This window comes from Arcicella lustrica, from assembly GCF_034930985.1.
Classification (GTDB): Bacteria; Bacteroidota; Bacteroidia; order Cytophagales; family Spirosomataceae; genus Arcicella; species Arcicella lustrica.
Genome location: NZ_JAYGIM010000007.1, coordinates 1 through 21439 on the forward strand (window position 1 = coordinate 1; position 21439 = coordinate 21439).

The 21439-nt window shown below is 35.2% G+C and carries 17 protein-coding genes; 3 read left to right on the plus strand and 14 right to left on the minus strand.

The genetic code is table 11. From position 1 onward, the window contains the following. Window positions 1-395 precede the first annotated feature (395 nt). The 11 genes from VB798_RS09345 to VB798_RS09395 all read right to left on the minus strand — a co-directional run bounded on the left by VB798_RS09345 (window position 396) and on the right by VB798_RS09395 (window position 15172). Entirely contained in the window at window positions 396-1562 is a 1167-nt protein-coding gene (locus VB798_RS09345) for a hypothetical protein (protein ID WP_323258208.1), read from the minus strand. A 114-nt stretch (window positions 1563-1676) separates the two neighbouring features. After that, the gene (locus VB798_RS09350; protein ID WP_323258209.1) at window positions 1677-3179 is read right to left on the minus strand and encodes a phosphatase PAP2 family protein; all 1503 of its coding nucleotides are present in this window, start codon (window positions 3177-3179) and stop codon (window positions 1677-1679) included. 44 nt (window positions 3180-3223) lie between these two features. Beyond that, window positions 3224-4081 (minus strand): transporter, encoded by an 858-nt coding sequence (locus tag VB798_RS09355; protein WP_323258210.1) that lies wholly within the window; start codon window positions 4079-4081, stop codon window positions 3224-3226. A 419-nt stretch (window positions 4082-4500) separates the two neighbouring features. Then, on the minus strand, window positions 4501-5652 hold the full coding sequence (locus VB798_RS09360; protein WP_323258211.1) for a DUF3179 domain-containing (seleno)protein: 1152 nt from the start codon (window positions 5650-5652) through the stop codon (window positions 4501-4503). 519 nt (window positions 5653-6171) lie between these two features. Then, window positions 6172-6720: a carboxymuconolactone decarboxylase family protein gene (locus tag VB798_RS09365; RefSeq protein WP_323258212.1), complete on the minus strand. Its 549-nt coding sequence runs from the start codon at window positions 6718-6720 to the stop codon at window positions 6172-6174. 3 nt (window positions 6721-6723) lie between these two features. Then, a complete protein-coding gene (locus tag VB798_RS09370) occupies window positions 6724-7269 on the minus strand; it encodes a carboxymuconolactone decarboxylase family protein (protein ID WP_323258214.1) in 546 nt (181 codons plus the stop codon). Window positions 7270-7414: 145 nt separating this feature from the next. Continuing rightward, window positions 7415-8644 (minus strand): MFS transporter, encoded by a 1230-nt coding sequence (locus VB798_RS09375; protein WP_323258215.1) that lies wholly within the window; start codon window positions 8642-8644, stop codon window positions 7415-7417. 32 nt (window positions 8645-8676) lie between these two features. Beyond that, on the minus strand, window positions 8677-10911 hold the full coding sequence (locus tag VB798_RS09380) for a CRTAC1 family protein (protein ID WP_323258216.1): 2235 nt from the start codon (window positions 10909-10911) through the stop codon (window positions 8677-8679). 58 nt (window positions 10912-10969) lie between these two features. Next, window positions 10970-13729 (minus strand): TonB-dependent receptor, encoded by a 2760-nt coding sequence (locus VB798_RS09385; protein ID WP_323258217.1) that lies wholly within the window; start codon window positions 13727-13729, stop codon window positions 10970-10972. 59 nt (window positions 13730-13788) lie between these two features. Further along, window positions 13789-14361, minus strand: coding sequence for a carboxymuconolactone decarboxylase family protein (locus VB798_RS09390; RefSeq protein ID WP_323258218.1), 573 nt, complete (start codon window positions 14359-14361; stop codon window positions 13789-13791). Between the two features lie 406 nt (window positions 14362-14767). Continuing rightward, entirely contained in the window at window positions 14768-15172 is a 405-nt protein-coding gene (locus VB798_RS09395; RefSeq protein WP_323258219.1) for a hypothetical protein, read from the minus strand. An 80-nt stretch (window positions 15173-15252) separates the two neighbouring features. Here VB798_RS09395 and VB798_RS09400 point away from each other — a divergent pair, with 80 nt between their 5' ends. After that, window positions 15253-16251 (plus strand): sulfite exporter TauE/SafE family protein, encoded by a 999-nt coding sequence (locus VB798_RS09400; protein ID WP_323258220.1) that lies wholly within the window; start codon window positions 15253-15255, stop codon window positions 16249-16251. A gap of 6 nt (window positions 16252-16257) precedes the next feature. Here the strand turns inward: VB798_RS09400 and VB798_RS09405 are convergent, their stop codons facing one another. From VB798_RS09405 to VB798_RS09415, 3 genes are all read right to left on the minus strand, one after another. Then, window positions 16258-16656 (minus strand): type II toxin-antitoxin system VapC family toxin, encoded by a 399-nt coding sequence (locus VB798_RS09405; RefSeq protein ID WP_323258221.1) that lies wholly within the window; start codon window positions 16654-16656, stop codon window positions 16258-16260. After that, window positions 16656-16871, minus strand: a complete 216-nt coding sequence (locus tag VB798_RS09410; protein ID WP_323258222.1) for a DUF2281 domain-containing protein — start codon at window positions 16869-16871, stop codon at window positions 16656-16658. The genes VB798_RS09405 and VB798_RS09410 overlap by 1 nt, the downstream gene beginning before the upstream one ends. A gap of 72 nt (window positions 16872-16943) precedes the next feature. After that, on the minus strand, window positions 16944-19256 hold the full coding sequence (locus VB798_RS09415; protein WP_323258223.1) for an ATP-dependent helicase: 2313 nt from the start codon (window positions 19254-19256) through the stop codon (window positions 16944-16946). A 280-nt stretch (window positions 19257-19536) separates the two neighbouring features. Between VB798_RS09415 and VB798_RS09420 the strand changes: the two genes are divergently transcribed. Both VB798_RS09420 and VB798_RS09425 read left to right on the plus strand, forming a co-directional pair. Beyond that, window positions 19537-19896 (plus strand): DUF6984 family protein, encoded by a 360-nt coding sequence (locus VB798_RS09420; protein ID WP_323258224.1) that lies wholly within the window; start codon window positions 19537-19539, stop codon window positions 19894-19896. Between the two features lie 161 nt (window positions 19897-20057). Then, window positions 20058-21389, plus strand: coding sequence for a DUF4419 domain-containing protein (locus VB798_RS09425; RefSeq protein WP_323258225.1), 1332 nt, complete (start codon window positions 20058-20060; stop codon window positions 21387-21389). Window positions 21390-21439: the final 50 nt, after the last annotated feature.

Here is a 21439-nt window from a genome sequence, read left to right on the forward strand (position 1 = left end):
GCTTCTTGCTTAAAAGTCTCAAAATCAAATGTGTCAGGAGTGTCCATAAAATTGTGTCTAAGTAAAAGTAAACCTTTTTAAGTTCTAAATCAGATTGACACAGTTTAATGAAAAGTCCCTTCAATATTGCAGCTTTCTTCGTTTTTATACGGAAAATTGCGTGAAAAACCGCAAAAATGATGAAACGGGCTATCTCTGAGATAGCTCGTCCTATCAAAAAGATGGAATGACCTATCTCAGAGATGGATTCTTGATTCTTTTTGATGGGTTTGTCAATGAAAAAGATAGGTTGGCTGGTTTCTTAAAACAAAAAAAGAGACTACTCCTTTCGGAATAATCTCTTTTGATACGTTAAATATTCTAAGGTTAAACAATTGTACTCATTTTAAGAATTGTTAGTTTACTTTCCAAGTTGGTACTTTTGCTTTTTTGGCAATTCTGTATGAATAACCTAAACTGATTGAATAATCAGCAAAAGCAGCATCGCCTTGTACGTGAACGTATTTTGTAGGATCAGTAATTTTAGAGTTTTGTAAGTTCTGATCTGCAATGTCCGCTGCACTTTGAATACGGTTTTTGATAAAGTTGTAAGGCACAAACAAACTAAATGTATGCTGACCTGTACGATAAGTAACACCCGGCTCAATGGCTACAACATAACCCGGACGACGATAAGCTACTTGACCACCGAAAGCATCGTAAGCAGGAATTCCTTCAAATCTACCAGCTAATGAGAAGGCAAAGTTTTGCTTTTTACCTACTGCTGTCATAAACCCTGCACGAGCAAAGTATTGGTCTGGCGAAGCATAAATATTATACCCTTCTAAACCTGCTTTTGGTGCAGATTTGAACGAACCATTTGATTCTTGTGGACTGAATAAATAATAAGCATTTGCAAATGCGTAGATATTTCTATGAATTTGTCTGAATCCTTGGAATTCCAAAGAAAAACCAACGCCACCATCACCCGGTTGAATGGCTTGGTCCATCACTACATTCTTTTTAGTACCATCAGTTTGCAAAGCATCATCAGTAGCAGTATAGCTTCCTGTGGCTAATTTGATACCAGCCCCAATCATGACATTACCTTTATGTGCATTTTCTGGTTTAATTAACCAATAGTTTGCTCCAAAACGGATGTCGGCTAAACCACCAGCACTTACGCTATAGCGAGTCAATTTCTTACTTGCAGCATCAGCTGTTAATGTTAAAGTTTGCGAGCGTTCAGAATTTACAAACGGAAGAGTAGCATTTAACTGCAATCTGCTAGACAGTCCATAAGATACATTGAAATCAACAGCATGTTGATAAATATTCACAGCATTGCCTAATGTTTGGCGTTGTGGTTGTTCTTCAGTACCAACAAAATGGCGCCAAGAGTGAAAGTAACGGTAGTTTGCTCCTACTTGAAATTCTCCTTTTGAAAGGTTGTAAGAAGAAGAAGCCGACATTGCATTGATACCGCCCATTTGGCGAACAGCTACACAACCTTGTGCGTTAGCTTGTTCGTTGATGAACAATGCAGTAGCCACAATCATTAACGAATGTAAAGTTTTTTTCATGAAATTAATTTTTGGATATTTAAAAGAGAAGAATGTTCTATTTCTTTGTGAAGGTTGAATGTTGAATTGTGAAATACGTAAACTCACAACTCAACATTCAAAACTCATCACTCACTAATTGCCTCCATCGGCTTTTCCACGTGCTACGGCATAATCACCGATTTTCTTGCCACAAACTAAACCTACTTCGCTATCAAAACGATAGTGAATAGCTCCATAAATTCTTGATTCAGAAGCTTCTTTTGCCATTGCATCTAAACTAGTTTGTTGGCTAGGAAAGATATAAGAAAGTACCGAAGCTGCTGCTGCCGAAAATGTTGCGTGACCAGAAGTAAAACTTGGGAAATTCGGTGTTCCAGTCGCAGTTTTGATACTTGGGTCAACTTGGTTTGGTCTTGGATAAAAATAGTAGTACTTGGTATCCCAACAACAAACACCCGCATCATGAATAGCAGTATTCATCAATGCCAAAGCTCTTGCTGTTCTGATTTCAGACATGCTTGCATCTCTGATTAAATCCATAGCAATCTGATTCCAGTGTCCCGGAGGCGTTGAAGTACCCAAGCCATCCGCCCAGAATTGTACAATCGACCATTGTTTACGAGTAATATTTTCAGAATAATGTTTTACTTCTGCCAAATCTTTCTTGAAAGCATCTGAATCTAAAGCTGGAGGTGCAGCAGGACGAATGGCATCACGAGTAGCTTTATCGAAATTCCAAGTTTTTACTTCTCCAAATCTCATTAACATACCCGGACGAGCAGGAACATCAAGACTTTTCCAAGCAGTTTTTAATCCTCTTGCTACAGCTGCTTCAGCCATTTGTGCTTGAATAGTAAGGTTTCCTCCAGCAGTTCCTGTTCCATCAGTTTTAGCATAAGCAATGATTTTATCAGCTACTGCTTTTCCTAAAACATCAGCCGCATCAACATCACTCTGAACATTTTTACCAGCCCAAATACCTACTTTACGACCTTCTTCGTATTTGTTATCAATCAATTGCGTTGGATAACTTCCTGGAAATAAAAACTTCAATACCCTACTTGATGCCGCCGCAATTACTGCTTCTTCAGAAGGATAATCAGGTAAATCATCTGTGTTTGTTTTTCTGTTGTACTTGTATTTATAAGCCCAAGTTGCTACCAAAGCATCGTATTGAGCAACACTAATTAAAGCATAAGCTCTTGAAGCATAAGGAGGATTGGCAAAAGGGAAATAAGGTAAAGTATCAGGTTTTGCAGAGTTTGGTGCTGAATAAGTACCGTTTTCGTTTGGTTCTGGTGCAAGGTTGTATCTTGCGATAAGTTCACGAGCGATTTCGTTCCAACGACCTACAGCGCCTACTTGCCAGTATGTTAATGCACTTTTTTGTTCAGCCGTTAAATTTGATGCTACTTTCTGTGCTTCTGCTAATTCAGCTTTGTATTCAGCAGAACTTGTTTCTTTCGGTGCTGGAACTGCATAGTCGGTTGCTACACCGAAGTACATTTTCCAAGTACCAGCGTTAGGCTCATTACTTGTTGGGACTAATGGACGAAGTGATGTTCTTTCAACTTCTTTTGAACAAGATAATGCAAAAAGACTAATAAAAAATATAGATAAAATTCTTGATTTCATGATGCTATGGGGATAATTGTCAGAATGAAATGGCTACTGATAGACTATTTCTTTTTCTTAAAATTCAAAATGTATTGTAATTGAGCGCCATAAGAAGCCTCCACTTTGCCAACGTTTCTACCAGCAATTACATGCGAGAAGTGTCCGTTTACAGAAAAGTTCTCAATTGGAGTATGCCAAGTAACAAAAACACCAACTCGAGTCCAGTCCATTTTATTAGCAGGTAAAGGCATATCGTAACGGCGAATATCCGTTCCACTTGTTGCAGTAATATTGTCGATAAAAGCCTCCGCCAATACTGCTTTTTTATTCACACCAATTCTTAAAGAAGTACTTACTTGGTCAGGTACAGCCATTTCGTGGCTATATTCTATTTCATTACCAGTATAGTAATTGGTTCTGTCAACCTTAGTTTTGCTTCTAGCAATGTAACCACCTTGCGCAGTTATATGGATACCATAAGGCAATAATTGATGTACAATAAGGCGAGCTGAAGCTGTTTTAGAATGCAATCCGATTGAGAAAGGCAAGAAATCAGGCACATAATTCGTCACAGGGACAGATGCACCGATTACTCCGAATAATTGCATTTTGCCATAAGAAAAGAAATTATACTTTGCAGCAACATTCAAATCTTGAACTCCTTGTAAACCAGTCATCGTTCCAGCTGAAGCCTCATTTTTGATATAAGGCAAAACGGCAAAAACGTTTAATTTTTCGGTAACACCATAAGCTGCCATGAACGAAGCCATTTGCGTAGAAAGCGTACCGATATTAAGATTATTACGAAGTCTTTCGCCTTCCCAGTATTGATTCCAAGATTCTTTATCGTAATTAAGTACCAAACACAACTCATTTTTTGACATCATCAAGCCGTCTTGAGTTGTTTGTGCAAAACTCATTTTAGTAAAAAATAGTAAGCAGCAAGTACAAGTAAATGTTAGTAAATGTTTCTTCATTTTGTAATGATTAGTTTCTTTAAATTGGACTCTCTTCCAAAATTATGGAATACAAAAGTCAATTCCAAACAAAGGGAAAAAATATTAGATTATTTGGAAATAAAATATTTTTATCAAAAAAGTATAAATAAAAATACACTTATTACTAGTATTGTATAGTACAGCTACTTTTTAGCTGACTTTTTAAGTGTTTCTACGGAGGTTTATCTAAGAGATTTCATTCTAAAGAATGCCACTTTCCACAATACTGGAAATTCTATACATTTATTACTGAATAAAATCAAGATAACTTGAGCGAGTTGAATTGAAGCATTAAAAGAAAAGGTATAGAACTATTCATTTTCACTTGTAATCTTATAGTACTAATATTGTTGAGTATTAGGATGAAACGTTTTCCAACTATGCCAAAACTCTTGATATGCGTTTACTTTGGCAAGTGAAATATGTACCATTTTATTTTGATCAATACTTTCTCCTTTTAAATTGTAACGAAGTTTATCATCCATCAAAGTATCATTTTTGATAGTGAATTTGCCATTATTTGTTGGGCTTTTGAAGGCAAAAAAACTTTTATTATCATTTGCCAAAACCAATAGAATTGCCTCCTTCCCAATGTTGGTCTGGATAATTCTTTCTTTCTTCAAACGATTCCAATCAAAAGCCTTGCTTTCTTTCCCAATTTGGATACCTACTACCCACGATTTATCTTTCCATGATAAAGAATCCGTTCCAGTAAGTTTTTTTCTTGACCTTCCAGATTCATATTTGGCTGTACTGTCGTACTCTTCTTTGTATTTTAAATCAGGTTGCATGATTGTACTGGCTGGATACATCTTCAACCAAGTGTCTAACGATACTTGCTGCGAAGCAAGTTCTGGTAACATCGTACCTTTTAGCTTTCCTGTGATGGCTTCACCATTAGCTTGGCGCCACCAGCTTTTGGTAGTATTATCTTCAAACATAGCATTGAAATGATCCATCCCAACCAATCTAAATGTTTCAGGTTTACCATTAACGGTTGGTTCAAATACTCTGCCTGTTCTACAAACCGAGCAATAAGTAACCATGATAGGTTTACCAGCTAAAGTATCACGCACTTGATGATGATAGATAATCTGTGAAATTGGATAAGCTTTGGCTTCTCCGTTGATTTCAACACCAATAATTACTCTGTCGAGTTTTATTTGGTTTTCATTGGCAGGTTTCATACTTAAAGCTTGGGTTTCTTCAAACATGGCATCAGCCGCCATTTTGAAATTAAAAGCATAACAAACACTAGTAGCTAATAAAATACCCAACAAAGTAAGCCAACGAGCTTGTTGAAAGGCAGGTAAAATGCCAAACACAATCATTGCTCCAAATATGCCTCTAAATATCCAACGCCAAGTGTAAAGAAAATAAGCAATGTCTATACTACGCATTTGCTGACTTCCCGGCATGGGCATAATGAAATAAACATTCAGGATTTCAAAAATGATGAGCCCTAAAACACCTAAATAGAATAGTTTTTTCATTCAATTTTATATCGTTGAATTATCTTAATTAATAGAAATGCCTTGTAAGTAAAAACTCTACATATCAATCTGATAGGTAGAGTTTGAAATATTAACCATTTATAAATACTTAATAACTTAGATTAGATTGAGTTTTTTAAAACTTTACACGTGTATAATCCGTGTAAAGTTTGTAATATTCCCAATTCTAATTTTATGAATATCTTCAATTTAGAGGAAAACAGAAAAAGAGATTTATTTTAGAAATACTTTGATTTTTCTTATTTACATAACAAAGATAAAAGTATTTTTTTGAAATATCCAAATAACTGGAAAAAATTTCCAATATTTTGAATTTAATTTTAGAATCGTGGAAAAACTAATCTCCTTTTTATCTTAAATCGCTCATTATAAGCCCCTGAATCAAGATTTGAAATTTCTTTTCCTAATTTTATTTTTGAAGATAAAGTCTATTTTCAACAAAGATTAAAAAAAAAAGAGGTCTAAATTTCCAGTATTATGGAATTTTAGACCTCTTTTTTAGTTTGGAGATGAATTAGCATAACCCGTTTCTTCAGCAATCTTTTTAGCTCTTGCTTGATACATTGCTGGATTATCGGGAGCAAAAGTAGCCAAACCATCCACATACCGATTAAACATACAAAAGGCAGCGGCGATTAAAACAGTATCATGAATTTCAAAATCACTTGCGCCTAATGCTTTGGCTTTTTCTACTTGATTTTCAGTGACAAACTTCCCTCCTTTTTGTACACTTTTAGCAATACTCAAAAGTGCTTTTAATTTATCAGAAATGGGTGCGGTCTGATAATCAGCCTTTACTTTCTGAACTAAGTATTCATCTTCTGTCGCATAATATTGCGCTACGGCACCATGAATATTCTTACAGAAAAAACAGTCATTTAAAGATGAAACAAAAGTGGCAATTAATTCTCTTTCTCCTTTCGTCAAGCCTTCGTCTGTACGAAGTAACGCTTCTGCTAAAGCATTTAATGGTTTCGCCGTTTTCGGACTAAATGCCAGTAATCCACGAATTCCCGGTAATTCTTCGGTCAATGTAATATGTGCCATGATTTAAGCTTTTGTTGGTAAAACGTATCCTAAAGTTCCCATTCGCTCACCCATTTGTGCATAAACATCGGCATCTGTCGGTGTAAGTGTAGCAAGCCCATCCACATAGCGATTGAACATACAAAAAGTAGCGGCAATCAATACTGTATCATGAATATCACGGTCGTTTGCTCCGAAGGAACGAGCTAATTGTACATCTTCGTCACTTACGGTTCTGGCATCTGTTTGCACTTTTCCAGCGATGTTTAATAAAGCTTTTAATTTATCAGAGATGGGTGCATTTTGATAATCTTCCAACACTAAATCAACCGTTTGAGCTTCATCTTGGAACAAATATCTTGCTGCCGCCGCATGGCTAGAAGAACAAAAAGTACAAGTATTTTTTGTGGAAACATAAGTAGCAATTAATTCTCTTTCAGCCTGACTCAACGGAGAATCGTCTCGTAATAAAATCTGAGCTAACTGATAAAGTGGCTTACCTGTATCTGGTCGATACATGACCAAACTTCGGATGCCGGGTACATTTTCTGGAAGTTGTATATGTGGCATAATGTGAGTTATTTATTTGGATAGCAGATTTAGCTTTGATTAAATAATGCTGAAAATGAAAGATTTTATTGGAATAATATCTAATACTTTGTTACATCAATAAAAATTTTATGTATTAATTAAATACTTGATTTTTAAAGATTAATCACTCAATTCCTTTATTCTCTGTAAAATAAACCACCGTCAAAGCAATTAAAAAAGTAATTGAAAAAGACAGTAGGGCATTGCCGATTCCACCAAATACTGTAACTAAACTTCCTACAAAAAAAACGGCGGTGGCAGTAAAAAACCTTCCGATATTAAAACAGAAACCTGTAGCTGTTGCCCGAATTGTCGTTGAAAAAAGTGTTGGGATATAGCTAGAAAGAGAACCTTGGCTTATTCCGAAAAATAAAGAAAGTAAAGCTGTTTCTACATAAATGATGGGCGTAAAACTTGAGTTGGTGGTAAACAACAACAAACAAGCGATAAAACAACCTGAAAAAGTAAGAATCAAAGTAGTACGTGAGCCTATTTTTTTGATTAAAAATCCAGAAAGCATTCCGCCAATAATGCCACCAATTCCTAAAAGCATCATCGTTAGTCCACGTTCTTTTTGTCCATCCGACGAAGCATCTGCTAATAAACCTTGCACCCATGTTGGAAGCCAAGAAAAAATAGCCCAAAGCCCAATTAATACTGAGCCGAAAACCAAAGAACCAATCAGTAGTTTTTTGCCATTGGTAGAAGAAAAAATACTTTCTTGATTTTGTTTTTTAGTTAACCCTTCGCTTTGCCAAGTAGAAGATTCTGGCAAGAAAAAAATAATAACAAAAGACAATAACATAGGAATAATACCAAGCCAAAACGACTGTCGCCAATTGCCAAATAGTACGTTCAAACCGCCCGTCAAGACAATTCCGATAGGGAAAGAAACTGCCAAAATACCTAAAGCAACTGGGCGAGTATTAGTATCCCAAATTTCTGAAATGTAAACGGTGGTGATAAGTAAAACCCCACCTACACCTAAACCTGTAAAGAAACGATATATCAACAGACTTTCCCAATTGGCAACAAAAACGGTCAATAAAGTAAATAATCCATAAATCCCTGCTGAAAAAGCTAAGGTTCTGATACGACCAATTTTATCACTCACAATACCTAAAGTCAATCCGCCAAACATCCATCCAAAAATAAAAGAGGCATTCAAATAAGCTCCAATTTTTCCTAATTCATCTACAGAAGGTGTTTTGCCTAATAATTCAGGAATAGCAACAGGTAAATTGACGGACATCAAAGTAGCCACAGTGCCTCCTAAAAGATAGCAAAGCATACAAACAGCAAAAGCAATGGTAGTACGAGACTGCGTTTTAGTATCGGTTATAGCAATTTCCATAAAAATATGATTAATGGTTTTAGGCTTGTTTATCAAAGAATCATTCCTTTTGAATCACAAATTGGTATTGATGTATTTTGATTTAAGAAAATTGTTTTTTTGATATTGACTTTAGCAATGGCATTACTTCCTTCTTTGATTTTAATGAACTGATTGGGTCTCAGATTTCTTAAAACTTGTTTCTTACCAGTTTTCGCCCAAGTAATTTCTACTTCATCAATTAAATTACTTTGTCCGATACCGATTTCTCTTCTCAAAGCTGATGAGCCAAAACTTCCTCCAGAATTTACTTCACGATAAAGTACTCTCTTTATGCCTTTTTCTCGGAAAGTTACTTTTAGGCGAGTGCCTATTGCCGAACGATTGGTTTCTGAACCTTCTAATTGAATATTAATCCAACGATTATCGTTTTGACCCGGATTTAGGTAGAGCGAATTATTATAAGAATCGCCAATGTATGCTCCGCCTACTTCGATAAAAATATCATTGTCTCCATCATTGTCAAGGTCGGTAATGGCTACTCCATGTCCTTTTTGCAAATTTCCTACTCTGCTAGAAACTGTAACATCGGCAAATTTTCCATTACCCATATTTCTAAAAAGGCGATTAGGCACAAGCGATTTGTAGTCTGGATTACCTGTTCCTAAGTACATATCCAAATAGCCATCGTTATCAATATCTCCAAAATTTGAACCCATCGCAAAAACAGATTTATTTAAACCCGCTTCTTCGGATACATTGCTAAAAGTACCATCATGGTTATTATGATATAAATACATTTTGCCAGCTTTATTCGGAATACCTAAAGCCTCTGTTCCTGCCGAGTAAGCAATAGATTTTACAAATTCATAGCCACAAACAAAAATGTCTTGCCAGCCATCATTGTCATAATCCCAAAACCAAGTCGGGAATGTACTTACTCGAACATCCCCCAAACCTACTCTTTCAGTAACATCTTCAAATTGAGGAATTTTATTTTTCAAGCCTGTATTTCTCAATAAAGTTCTTCTGCCTTGAAGACCCGAAATAACAATATCTTGAAGTCCGTCATTATCATAATCGGCAGCACTAACACCTTTTACAAAATCAACTACTTGACATTTTGCAATGGAAGCTACTTCTGTAAAAGTGCCATTTTTATTACTCATGTATAATTCACATGGGTTATAGTCATCAAGTCCTCCATTTTCATTGCCAATAAATAAATCTAACCAACCATCATTATTAAAATCTCTCCAAACGCCCGCTTGTGTAGGATGTTCTGAAAAAAGTCCACTTTCTACTGTAACATCTGTAAAAGTATTATCGCCATTATTTCTGAGTAAAGAATTAGCTTGTTTGCCAAATTTGCCCATCCAAGCCCCTCTTAGTACCAGAATATCCAGAAAACCATCGTTATTATAATCTGCTTGTACCATATTCAGACCACCTTTGAAACGCCCCAAATCTGAAATAACTGAACAATCAGTAAAACTACCTTTGGTGTCGTTTTTAAAATAGTGCATCGCTCCTTTTAATCCCCAATCAGAAGTAACAATATCTAAATAACCATCATTATTAAAATCATCGATAATTACTCCTCCCGCCATATTTCGTTTGTTGAGACCTAAATTGGGAGCAATGTCTGTGAATGCTTTTACAGCATAACCAGAATTATCTTTATCTAAATTAGGAATAAGCCACTGTGAAGGCACTTTTGACGGATATTCACCAAGTGTCATATAGGCAATATTCAATAACCATCTTGACTCATAATCTTGATTATCTTGTTGAAGTAATTTTTGATAAACTTCAATCGCTTTTCTTGAACCTGTTTTATTTTGATGCACGCCACCATCTTTAATAGGCATAATACAAGATTCTGAAGAATGATTGCTGATACAGTTTTGGCGTTCTCCCATTCGTAAGTACGAAATGGCATAGCCTTTTAAAACTTCGGTATAATGTCTGTGATCGGCATTGGTGTTTTGCAATAATTGTTCAAATGCAAGATTCGCTTCTTGCTCTTGACCAAGTTTCAGAAAACCATTGGCTTTGAAAAAGCTTGCTCGCAATCTCATTTCTGGATCTGGATGTTTGGTTGCCATCGAATCAAAGAAGATAAATTCTGCCTCAGGACAAAAAGTATTTTCTTTGACATAATATTTATCGTAGGTATCTGCTAAATGCTTAACCATTTTATCGTTAGAATTTGAAATTAATCCACATGATTGACCTACCAATAAAGCCAAGCATAAGCAAGTGTAAGTACAATATTTTAAGTTCATAGTTTTAGGAATTTAGAGATGATTAATAGGAAAACAAGGAAGATGAAAGGGTGAATAATTACCTAAACAATTCATCAAAAGTTAAAGAAACATAGTATAAGCCCCCCACCGCTGGCGAACCATAAGCTTGTACGATATATTGATTTGTGATATTATTTGCTCCTAATTTTACAGTAGTTTTCAAACTTGGCACATGGTAATTTACTTGTGCGTCTATCAAACTATAAGCAGGAATGTTTCCCGGACGGTTTTCATTAAATGTTCCGTACCAATCGAATGATTCTTGCCAATGCCAAGCCACACTAAAGCCTAAACGGTCGGTGATTTTTGAATTGCTAATGGTTAAATTTGTTTTCCAACGTGGAGTATTGAAAGCTGGAATATTGTTTGGGTTGGCATCCAAAATATTAAAATCAGACCAAGTACTGTTGAAGCCTACTCTGAAATTTTCAGGTAAGAAGTAAGTCAATCCTAATGAAACACCTTGCGAACTTACTTTATCTGCCGCATTGGTATAAAGTTGGAAAGCCTGTGTTTTGCCCCCTAAAATATCTTGTGCTGCTGCAGAATTTATCGTGCCATCAGAATTTAAAACATTGTTAGTAGGACGAATTACGACTTGGTTAATCAAGAAATTTTTAAAAGTACTTCTGTAATAATTCACATCTACCAAAAGCTTTTGGGCTAACAATCCTTTATAACCAATTTCAAAACTTTGTGTTTGTTCTGGTTTGATATAAGGAACATTTGATTTTACGAGTTTACTTTTATTGTTTTCAACAGCTGTTGGGAAAGGCACTCCTTTCTGCAAATCGCTTGAAAAACCACTGGCAAATGCACCAACAGAAGCCGCAGTGAACGAATTTTCATAAGCATTCAAGCCTGCGCTATTGGCAGGAGCACCACCCAAAATAATGATTGGACCAACATTCAATTTGATAAATTGGTCTGGCACAGTTGGGTTTCTAAAACCTGTTTGATACGACGCTCTGAAATTATGGTTTTCTGAAGGAGAAAATACTGCCGAAGCTCTTGGCGTAAAACTGCCATTAAAGTTTTCGTTTTTATCATATCGCCCTGATAGCGTAAGTTTTAGTTTATCTTCTAAAATTGCTTTTGATGCCTGAGCGAAAACACCAAATTCTTTTACGCTTACTTTATTGATTTTATCGTCAAATAAAGTTCCGTTGGTTTCCATATCATATACTCGATAACTTCCACCAACTAATAGATTTACTACTTTCAAAGCCTGACTTAAATCGTACTGAGCATCTACGTGATACAATTTACTATTGCTCAATACGCCTGCTCCGCCCAATCCTGCGGTAGCGATGTATTTACTTTTTTGTTGTTCAAAATCACTCGACCCAGCTACAAAACGTCCTTGGTCGGCAAATGCTCTGGCTGCTGAATGGTCTTGCCCAGTAACACTTCCTACTTTTCCTGTATAAGCAGCAGTATAACGTTCAAACCAAGTAGCATCAGCTTTGTCTGGCGTCACTACATTTCCGTTTAAATCTCTTACCCAAGTACGGTTAATCAATTGCCCCAATGAACGAGTATTGTAAGAATGATTCGATTGCTCTGCTGTAGAATATCCTCTGATAAAAAAGTTTGAACCTCTTAATTCCAAACGATTTTGAATCAATTTGAAATCATTCAAGGCAAAACGGCTACTTCCTGTATAATTTGCCGTGCCTTGACTATAATTTACTTGATAAATAGCTTCTAAACTTTCAGAGATTTTATAGTGTAAAGCCACATTCAATTTGGTAGAGTAAACACCATAATTGGCTAAATCTTTTTCTTCATAACCTGTACGAGAAACTCTTCCAATTCCTTGAATGGTTTGAGCTACTTCGTCTCCATAGATATTCAAGGCATTTCTTCCCGGATTATTGGCTCCACGCTGTGCGGCAGGAGTATTTGGGTCGATGTCGGTATAATTGTTAGCGTACCAATCTGTTCCTTTTAAATAAGAAGCGTTTAACTTGAAGGCAAAACGATTGTTAAAGGCTTTTGCATAACGCAATGAAAAATCCGTAAATGGTTTTGCACCAGAAGCATTATCCGAAACATGATTGATACCGACTTTTGTTTGAACAGATAATCCTTGATAATTGAAAGGATTTTTGGTTGTCGTCATCAATAAACCATTAAAAGCCACTGGTCCATAAAGTGCTGAAGCTGCTCCCGGAATTAATTCAACACCTTCAACGTCTAAATCTGAAGAACCAAAAAGGTTTCCAACCGCAAAACCTAAGCCGGGCGACTGGTTATCAACGCCATCTATCAATTGTAAAAAACGACTATTCCCTGTTGAATTAAATCCACGAGTATTGATTTGCTTGTAAGTCAAACCACTTGTAACCATATCCAATGATTTTACATTGACCAAGGCATCATAAAAACTTACTGATGGACTTTGCTGAATGGATTTTGCATCAATTTTTTCAATGCTTACGGGCGATTTTAAAATATTTTCTTCTATTCTTGAAGCAGAAATCACTACTTGTTGTAATAATTCATCTCCAGATTTTAATGAAATCGCAATTGTCGAATTATCGGTTACTTCAACCGTTTGGCGTTCAAAACCAATCATGGAGAAAATTAATGTAAATGGAGGTTTTGCGGAGGTTTTTAAACTAAAGAAACCGTCTGCATTGGTAACTGTACCAATGTTTTTCCCTTTGATTCTAACGCTTGCACCAGCCAAAGGCTTTTTGGTTTCAGCATCTATGATACTTCCTGTAAAGTTTTGGGCAAAAACAGCCAATGAATGAAATAATATAATGCTTAGTGTAAAGATTTTTTTCATAGATAGTTAAGATTGACTAATTGGATAAATTTTATGGGAATTCAGGTTTTCAAAATGTGTTAAGCTTGTGCCTCTTTTTTCAATTGTTCATAAATCGCTGGCACTCTGTTGTAGCCATTTGTGGTGATGCGTTGACCTAATTTTTCATAAAAAGCAGTTTCTGTTGGCGTTACACTTGCCAAGCCATCCACATATTTATTGTAGAGACAAAACAGAGCGGCTATCAAAACTGTATCGTGAATTTCACGGTCGCTTGCGCCAGCCGTTTTTGCTCGTTCTACATCTTGAGAAGTAACATTTTTGCCATTTTGCTGTACATGACTTGCAATTGCCAACAAAGCTTTCATCTTATCAGAAACGGGTGCAGTTTCAAAATCCTTTTTCACCATTTCACAAGTTTCCGTTTCACCCAAAAGAATATTTGCCGCCGCTGTATGTGCAGTTGTACAAAACTTACATTGGTTTTTGGAAGAAACCAATGCAGCAATCAATTCACGTTCGCCTTCTGTCAGAGTAGATTCTCCACGAAGTAAAATCTGAGTGAGTTCACGAATGGGTTGAGCAGTATCTTGGCGATATTCAAGCAAACCAGTAATGCCTGGCAAATGACTTTCCAATGGAATATAAGGCATGATTGTTAGGGATTAATTTATTTTCGATAATGGACAGGAAAACATATTCCAATTACACAATTGCATCTATCTCAGAAATAATTGCATGAAATTATTATTCCAAATTTATGGAATAATAATAAATAAATCCAAATATTTGGAATATAAATTAATCCAGAAATTTAGAACTTAGTCGAAAATGTAGGAATATGAAGTAAATAAGCAATTTTAAAAAGTAAATAAAGCAAAATGTAGGCTTTATTGTTAGAATTGACGATTTTTGTTTTTCCGAAAAAGAGGAAAATATGGAATTTTAAGAAGAGAGAAATCTGGAAAAGAGTAATAGACTAATGTTGAGATAAGTACAAATAAAAAATGCCAGAATAAAGTAAATCATTCTGGCAAAATATGATGAGTGAAATTTTTGCTAAAGCGTTTGTGGGTCGTTCAGAGAAGGACTGTTCAAATTATCAATCGTTTGTTTTTTTAAAGATTGAACAAACTTTTCAGTATCTTCAAAAGATTCTTCCTGACCAGAAAGCTTCTTGACTAAATTCAACAAATAAGTTTGCGTTTGTAACATCACAGAAAGCGTAATTTGGTTATCTGCAATTTGTCTTTGATTACGAATAATACTTACCTGATTGTTGACAATAATTTCTTGGTTTTTGATAATCGTTGATTGATTTTGAATCACCAAATCATGATTATCAGCATTACGCTTTTGGTTTTCAATCATAATATCATGGTTGCCCACGATGCGTTCTTGCATATCTTTTAAGAAATTATGCTCTGCTATCAATTTTTGAAGTATTTCCTCTATATTTTGCATAATGATACTCTTGAATGAGAATTTTTATAATTGAAAATTGCGTTTACCTTTGTTTCCCGTAAAATTAAAGATTTTTATTGATGCAAACCGACAAACTGAAAAAAATCAAATTGCCTTGGCTTTACTTGTCATTCTTGATAGTGGTATTGAGTGTTTGGACATATTACATGGTATCCACCGATAGCTTCTATATTTTTGCAAAACATGGATATGCAGTACTCACTATGATTTTTGGTTCGTTCATTGCGGGTTCTAGTCCCGAAGGAAGTGCCGCCATTGCTTATCCCGTCTTTACATTACTCCTAAAAATCCCACCAGCAATTGCCAGAAATTTTGCTTTCGCCATTCAAAGTATTGGAATGACTTCAGCAAGTTTACTGATTTTAAACTTAAAAATTAAAGTTGAATGGAATTATATTAAATATGTCACATTCGGGGGCATTTTTGGATTGATTTTCGGTACTTATTACATTGTTCCGCTTATTTCTCCGCCTTTGGCAAAACTCTTTTTTGTGTCACTTTGGTTAAGTTTTGGTTTGGTTTTATGGTATGAAAACACCAAACCAAAGCGAACAGTATTCGATAAAATTCAATCATTCCAGCGTTCGGATATGGCGAGATTGCTATTTTTTGGATTAGTCGGTGGAATGATTTCTTCTATTTTCGGAACAGGTATTAATATTTTTTCTTTCTGTTTGATGACGATTTATTATCGTATCGACGAAAAAGTAGCCGTGCCATCATCCGTAATTATTATGACACTTGAAACGATTTTGGGTTTCTTTCTTCATGCAGGTTTGATTAATGATTTTCAACCAGAGGCTTTTGAAATGTGGTTGGCTTGTATTCCTTTTGTTGCATTTTTTGCGCCACTTGGTTCTTTTGTCATCAATAAAGTACCTAGAAAAGCAGTCGCAACTTTTCTTTACATTATTCTAATCGTTCAATTTATTGGAGCGATGTGGGTTATTAAACCTAATCTTTTACAACTGATTATGTGTTTAGTAACGCTCGTGGCAGGTTTGAGTACTTTTGTGTATTTGGCTAATGTGAAGAATAGTAGAATGGTGGAAGAGTAGGGATTTTCACCAAACAACTTCTACTAATTCTTGGTAAAATCTGAATTTTTCATCTGCTGAAATAATGCTGAGATTTTCTGAAATAGCAATAGAAATAATCAGTCTATCAAACGGGTCTTTGTGATTATCAACCTGTTTTAAAGTAACATAATTTTCCAAATGATTGGCAGTTAATGGCAGTAATGTCAACCCAACACGTTCAATTTCATCCGATAAAGTGATAATCGAATTTTTAGTATTGAGTTTGCCTATATTCTTTTTTATCGCAATTTCATAAAGTGAAGCTATACTTACAAAACATTGATTTTCAATATTTTCGATAATTGTATAAATATTGGATGGAATGTTTTCAGCTTCATCAAACATCCACAATAAAATATGGGTATCTAATAAAAACCTTTTCATTACATATACTCTTTGAGGTCGTCTAATGGTTCATTAAAATCAGCAGGAACATGAAGTGTTCCTTTTAAGGTGCCAAATAAACGTTTTTTCACTTTTATAGAAGCTTCAATTTCTTCTACAAAAGTGATTAAAACTTTAGATTTATTTTTAACAGGTGGAAGTTCGTTGAAAATCACCTGACCATTTTCGTAAATTCCTTCTATTGTTGTTAGCATTTCAATAAAGTTTTATACCAAATATACAAAACTTGGGGAAGACTTCTATAAACAGGCAATATTATAATTCGCTTACAAAATCCTCAATTTAGCAAAGCTTAACAAAAGTGTTTTCTCGCCAATTGTTCCTTCAAATTGAATCACTGCTTTTCGGTCTGTTCCATTTACATCTATCTTTTTTACTTTTCCGAAACCAAATTTTAAATGCTCTACTCGGTCGCCTTCTACTAAATTTTTTGTATCGCTCGGTACAAAATCTTGTGAAGGAATATAAGTATTGCCTACCACAGGACGAGCCGCTGGCTTGGCTATCAGATTTGCCGTAGAAGTTGGTTTGTTTGAAGTACCGAAATCAGGGGCTTTTTGCTCTCTGTTGGTCATTCTTACAAATCCTTGCGGAGCTGGTCTTTCTTCTGGCCGACGAATATTTTTAGCAAATTGCAAATATTGTGGGTCGATTTCGTCTAAGAAACGACTTGGTTCGCAAGGTTTCAAGCGTCCGTACTGATAACGAGATTCTGCATAAGACATCATCAGTTTCTTTTCGGCACGAGTAATGGCTACATAAAACAAACGACGTTCTTCTTCTAAATCCGCTCTGCTTTGCAACATCATTTGGCTTGGGAAAAGGTCTTCTTCCATCCCCACTACATATACATGATTAAACTCCAAACCTTTTGCTCCGTGAATTGTCATCAAAGTTACTCTGTCGTTATCGCCATCTGGGTCATCGCTGTCGGCGGTGGTCAATAAAGAAACCGTTTGTAAAAAACTTGAAATAGATTTGTCTTCTTCGGGTACTTCGTTGTCGTCCACAAATTGCTTGATGGAGTTCAATAATTCTTGTACGTTTTCGTAGCGAGAAAGTCCTTCTACCGTTTTATCTTCATGCAATTCTCGTAATAAACCAGATGCTTTAGCAATATGTGAAGCTACTTCATAAGCGTCTTTTTTATTGACTTCAACCATGATTTTGAAAGACTTTATCAAATCAGCAAAGCCTTCGATGGTATCAGCAAATCGTCCTGCTTGGAACTGTTTGATATTTGAAACTACTTCCCAAACAGAAATCTGATTTTCAGAAGCCGTTACTGCAATTTTTGCAATCGTTGTATCGCCAATTCCTCTTTTCGGTAAATTGATGATTCGTTTAAAAGCTTCTTCATCTTTTTGGTTGACCACAAAGCGGAAATACGCCAATAAATCTTTTACTTCACGACGTTGATAGAATGATAATCCACCAATGATTCTATACTTGATATTCAGTTTACGAAGTGATTCTTCAAAAGACCTTGATTGGGCATTTGTTCTGTACAAAATAGCAAAATCGGTATTTCTTAAACCAAGAGCCATTTTAGATTCAAAAAGATGCGTCGCAATCAATCGACCTTCTTCATTATCAGAATTAGCTTTGATGAGTTCAATCAATGAACCTACTTCGTTTTCTGTAAATACTTTTTTCTTTAACTGATTTTTGTTTTTAGCAATAATAGAATTGGCAGCCTCCACAATATTTTTCGTTGAGCGATAATTCTGTTCCAATTTAATGGTTGCCATATTTGGATAATCTTTCTCCAAATTCAAAATATTATCAATACTTGCGCCACGGAAAGCGTAAATCGACTGAGCATCGTCACCAACCACACAAAGATTTTTCGATAATTCCGATAATTTCTTCACAATCAAGTACTGCGAAATGTTCGTATCCTGAAACTCATCTACCATGATGTATTTGAATTTGCGTTGATACTTATCCAAAACCGCAGGGTGGTCACGAAAGAGAATATTGGTATTGTACAACAAATCATCAAAGTCCATCGCATTGGCTTGGAAACAACGCAAAGCATAAAGCTTATACAATTTGCCCATTTCTGGCAATTTAGCTGCTGCATCATCTGCCGCAATTACAGGATTATTCAAGTACTCATCTGGACCAATCAAACGATTTTTCGCTCCTGAAATACGGTTATAAATCACGTTGGCTTTATATACTTTATCGTCCAGTCCACGCTCTTTTACGATTGCTCTGATTAAAGATTTAGAATCGTCTGTATCATAAATCGAGAAGTCGGAAGTGTAGCCCAAATGCTTGCCATCAAAACGAAGTATTTTTGCAAAAACCGAGTGAAAAGTACCCATCCAAAGGTTTTTACCATCATTTCCAACTGCATTTTCAATACGCTGACGCATTTCACCTGCGGCTTTATTGGTAAAAGTGAGGAGTAAAATTTGAAATGGGTCAACGCCTTTTTCGATTAAATAAGCAGTGCGATAAGTAAGAACACGAGTTTTACCAGAACCTGCACCCGCAATAATCATCAAAGGTCCGTCTATATGTTGTACCGCTTCACGTTGCGGTTCGTTTAATCCTTTTAAATAATCCATAAATTTTTAATTCAATTTGAATTGACCTCAAAATTACGAAAAAATAAGGGAGGGCTTGGTATGAACTCAGCTTTGTTTTAGAAATGATAAAGAAAGAGCGATTGAAAGACTCATCTTCTAAGAAAATAAGCAGTAATTTTGAAGCGTTTTTTACAAGCTAATTCAGACAAATGATGAGAGAGTTTAAAACATGGTTAATATTTTATCAAATTAAAATTAGTTAAAACCACATCATTTTAAACCTCAAAAATCACTAATTCACTCATTCACAATTAAAAACATGAATCAAACCAGAAAAATAAGAGATAACGAAAAGGCATTAATTATTCACCTTTTAGCAAAATTGAATTTTACGACTGAAGATTATCCTATCGACGAAGAAGTATTTGAATACGAAGGCGGAAAAATGGGGAGTATCAGTATTGGTAATAAAAATCCAGATGAGTACGATGGCGATTTAATTCAGGTTGAATACACCGATACCGACGGGACACCAGTATTGATAACGCTTACCAAAAACAAGAGTAACCAACTATTAGATTTAGATTTTTGGAAAGTAGATTTCTCTGCTTTAATTACTTATCCTAAGCCTGAAGAGGTGGAAGTGAGAGAACTTCCTGATGATAATGTTGAGCTTTAAGCTATGAAAACAATTACGAACTGAAAGATAAATCTGCTTTAGAATTATCTTTCAGATAAAATTTACTATTTGAAAACCAAGCAATTAAAATATTTGTAATTTAGTACTTCTCTACAAAGAGTAATATTCTAATTTATACACAACTCTATCGTATTTAACACATGAAAACAATCATCACCTCTATGTTGGCTTTAACGAGCTTTGCTTCTTTCTGCCAAAATCCCAACACTTTTGAAATAGAAACACTCTCGAAACCTGAGAAATTTCTTTATCAAACACCTTCAAATAATGTTTTTAAATTCTTGAAAGCAGATATTGAAAAAAACTCTCAACTTCCAGACAGCCTTGTTACTTTCGGAGAACATCCTTTCTTAACTGGTATTATAACAGCTTACAAAGAGCATCGCCCTTTTACGATTTCGCCAGATATTATGTGGTTGCTGATTAGTCAAGGTTTTGCTCGACACATTTCGAATAATTCAGAAATTTTCAGAAAAAAACTCGTTGGCTTTAAAGACAAAAAGACCTTGAATATTGTTTCAAACGATATTCAACTTGGGAACCCTAACAGTAATTGGGAAGCACTTTTTCCACAATTCACAAATCAGATTAGTGATTATACTGGCAACAAATTAACAGCAGTACTCACTTCAGATTTTAGTACGACTACACCAACAAGCAGAATTGTGAGCGAAATTACGGTGATGGAAACCGTTAAAGAATACTTCAATTATAAAATAATTATGATTGGTTGTGGGCTACCAAAAATTACAATTGAAGGAACGGTTGAAGATTGGCAAAAGGTACTCGACAAAACAAAATATATTTCTAAATACAATTTAACTTGGTGGACTTCGGAGCTTGAGCCTGTTTTAAAGGAAATCATTGAAACTAAAAAAGGCAATTTCAAGAAAGATTTCTGGATGAATATGGTAAAAGTACATACCGAGAAAAAGTATGGTTCGCCCACAACCATTGACGGATGGATTGTTAAGTTTTTCCCTTATACCAAAGAAGGTAAAAAGACAGATTTAAAACCCATTTTAAAAATCAACGATTTAGCTTCTGAATTGGTGAAAGTGCCATTTATTTTAGAAGATGTACAAAATAAAAAGAGTTATAAAATGGAGTTTTGGGCGGGTTTTGTAGGTTTGTCGCAAAACAAAAATGATTATACTTTAAAGCCAGAAATCGCTTGGGCAATCAATAATAAAAATACTTTCGACCCGAAAAAATCTGAATTTAGGTATCAAGAAAAAATCGACGATTTATCAATTAGCAATATTGAAACCATACCAAACGATATTTACTCTTTGCAGAAAATAGATAATTTACATTTGTCGTTCATCAAAACAGTTCGTATTCCTGATGAATTAGCCAAAATTTCAATCGAAAATCTTGAACTAAAAGGACAAATTTCTGTGGAAGAAGAGCAAAGAATTAGAAAGTTACTACCTAATACTAAGTTGAAGATTAATGGGGAAGTAAGATAAATAAAAGTATTTTAAAATGAAAATACTAGTTACTCATCTTGAAGTAACTA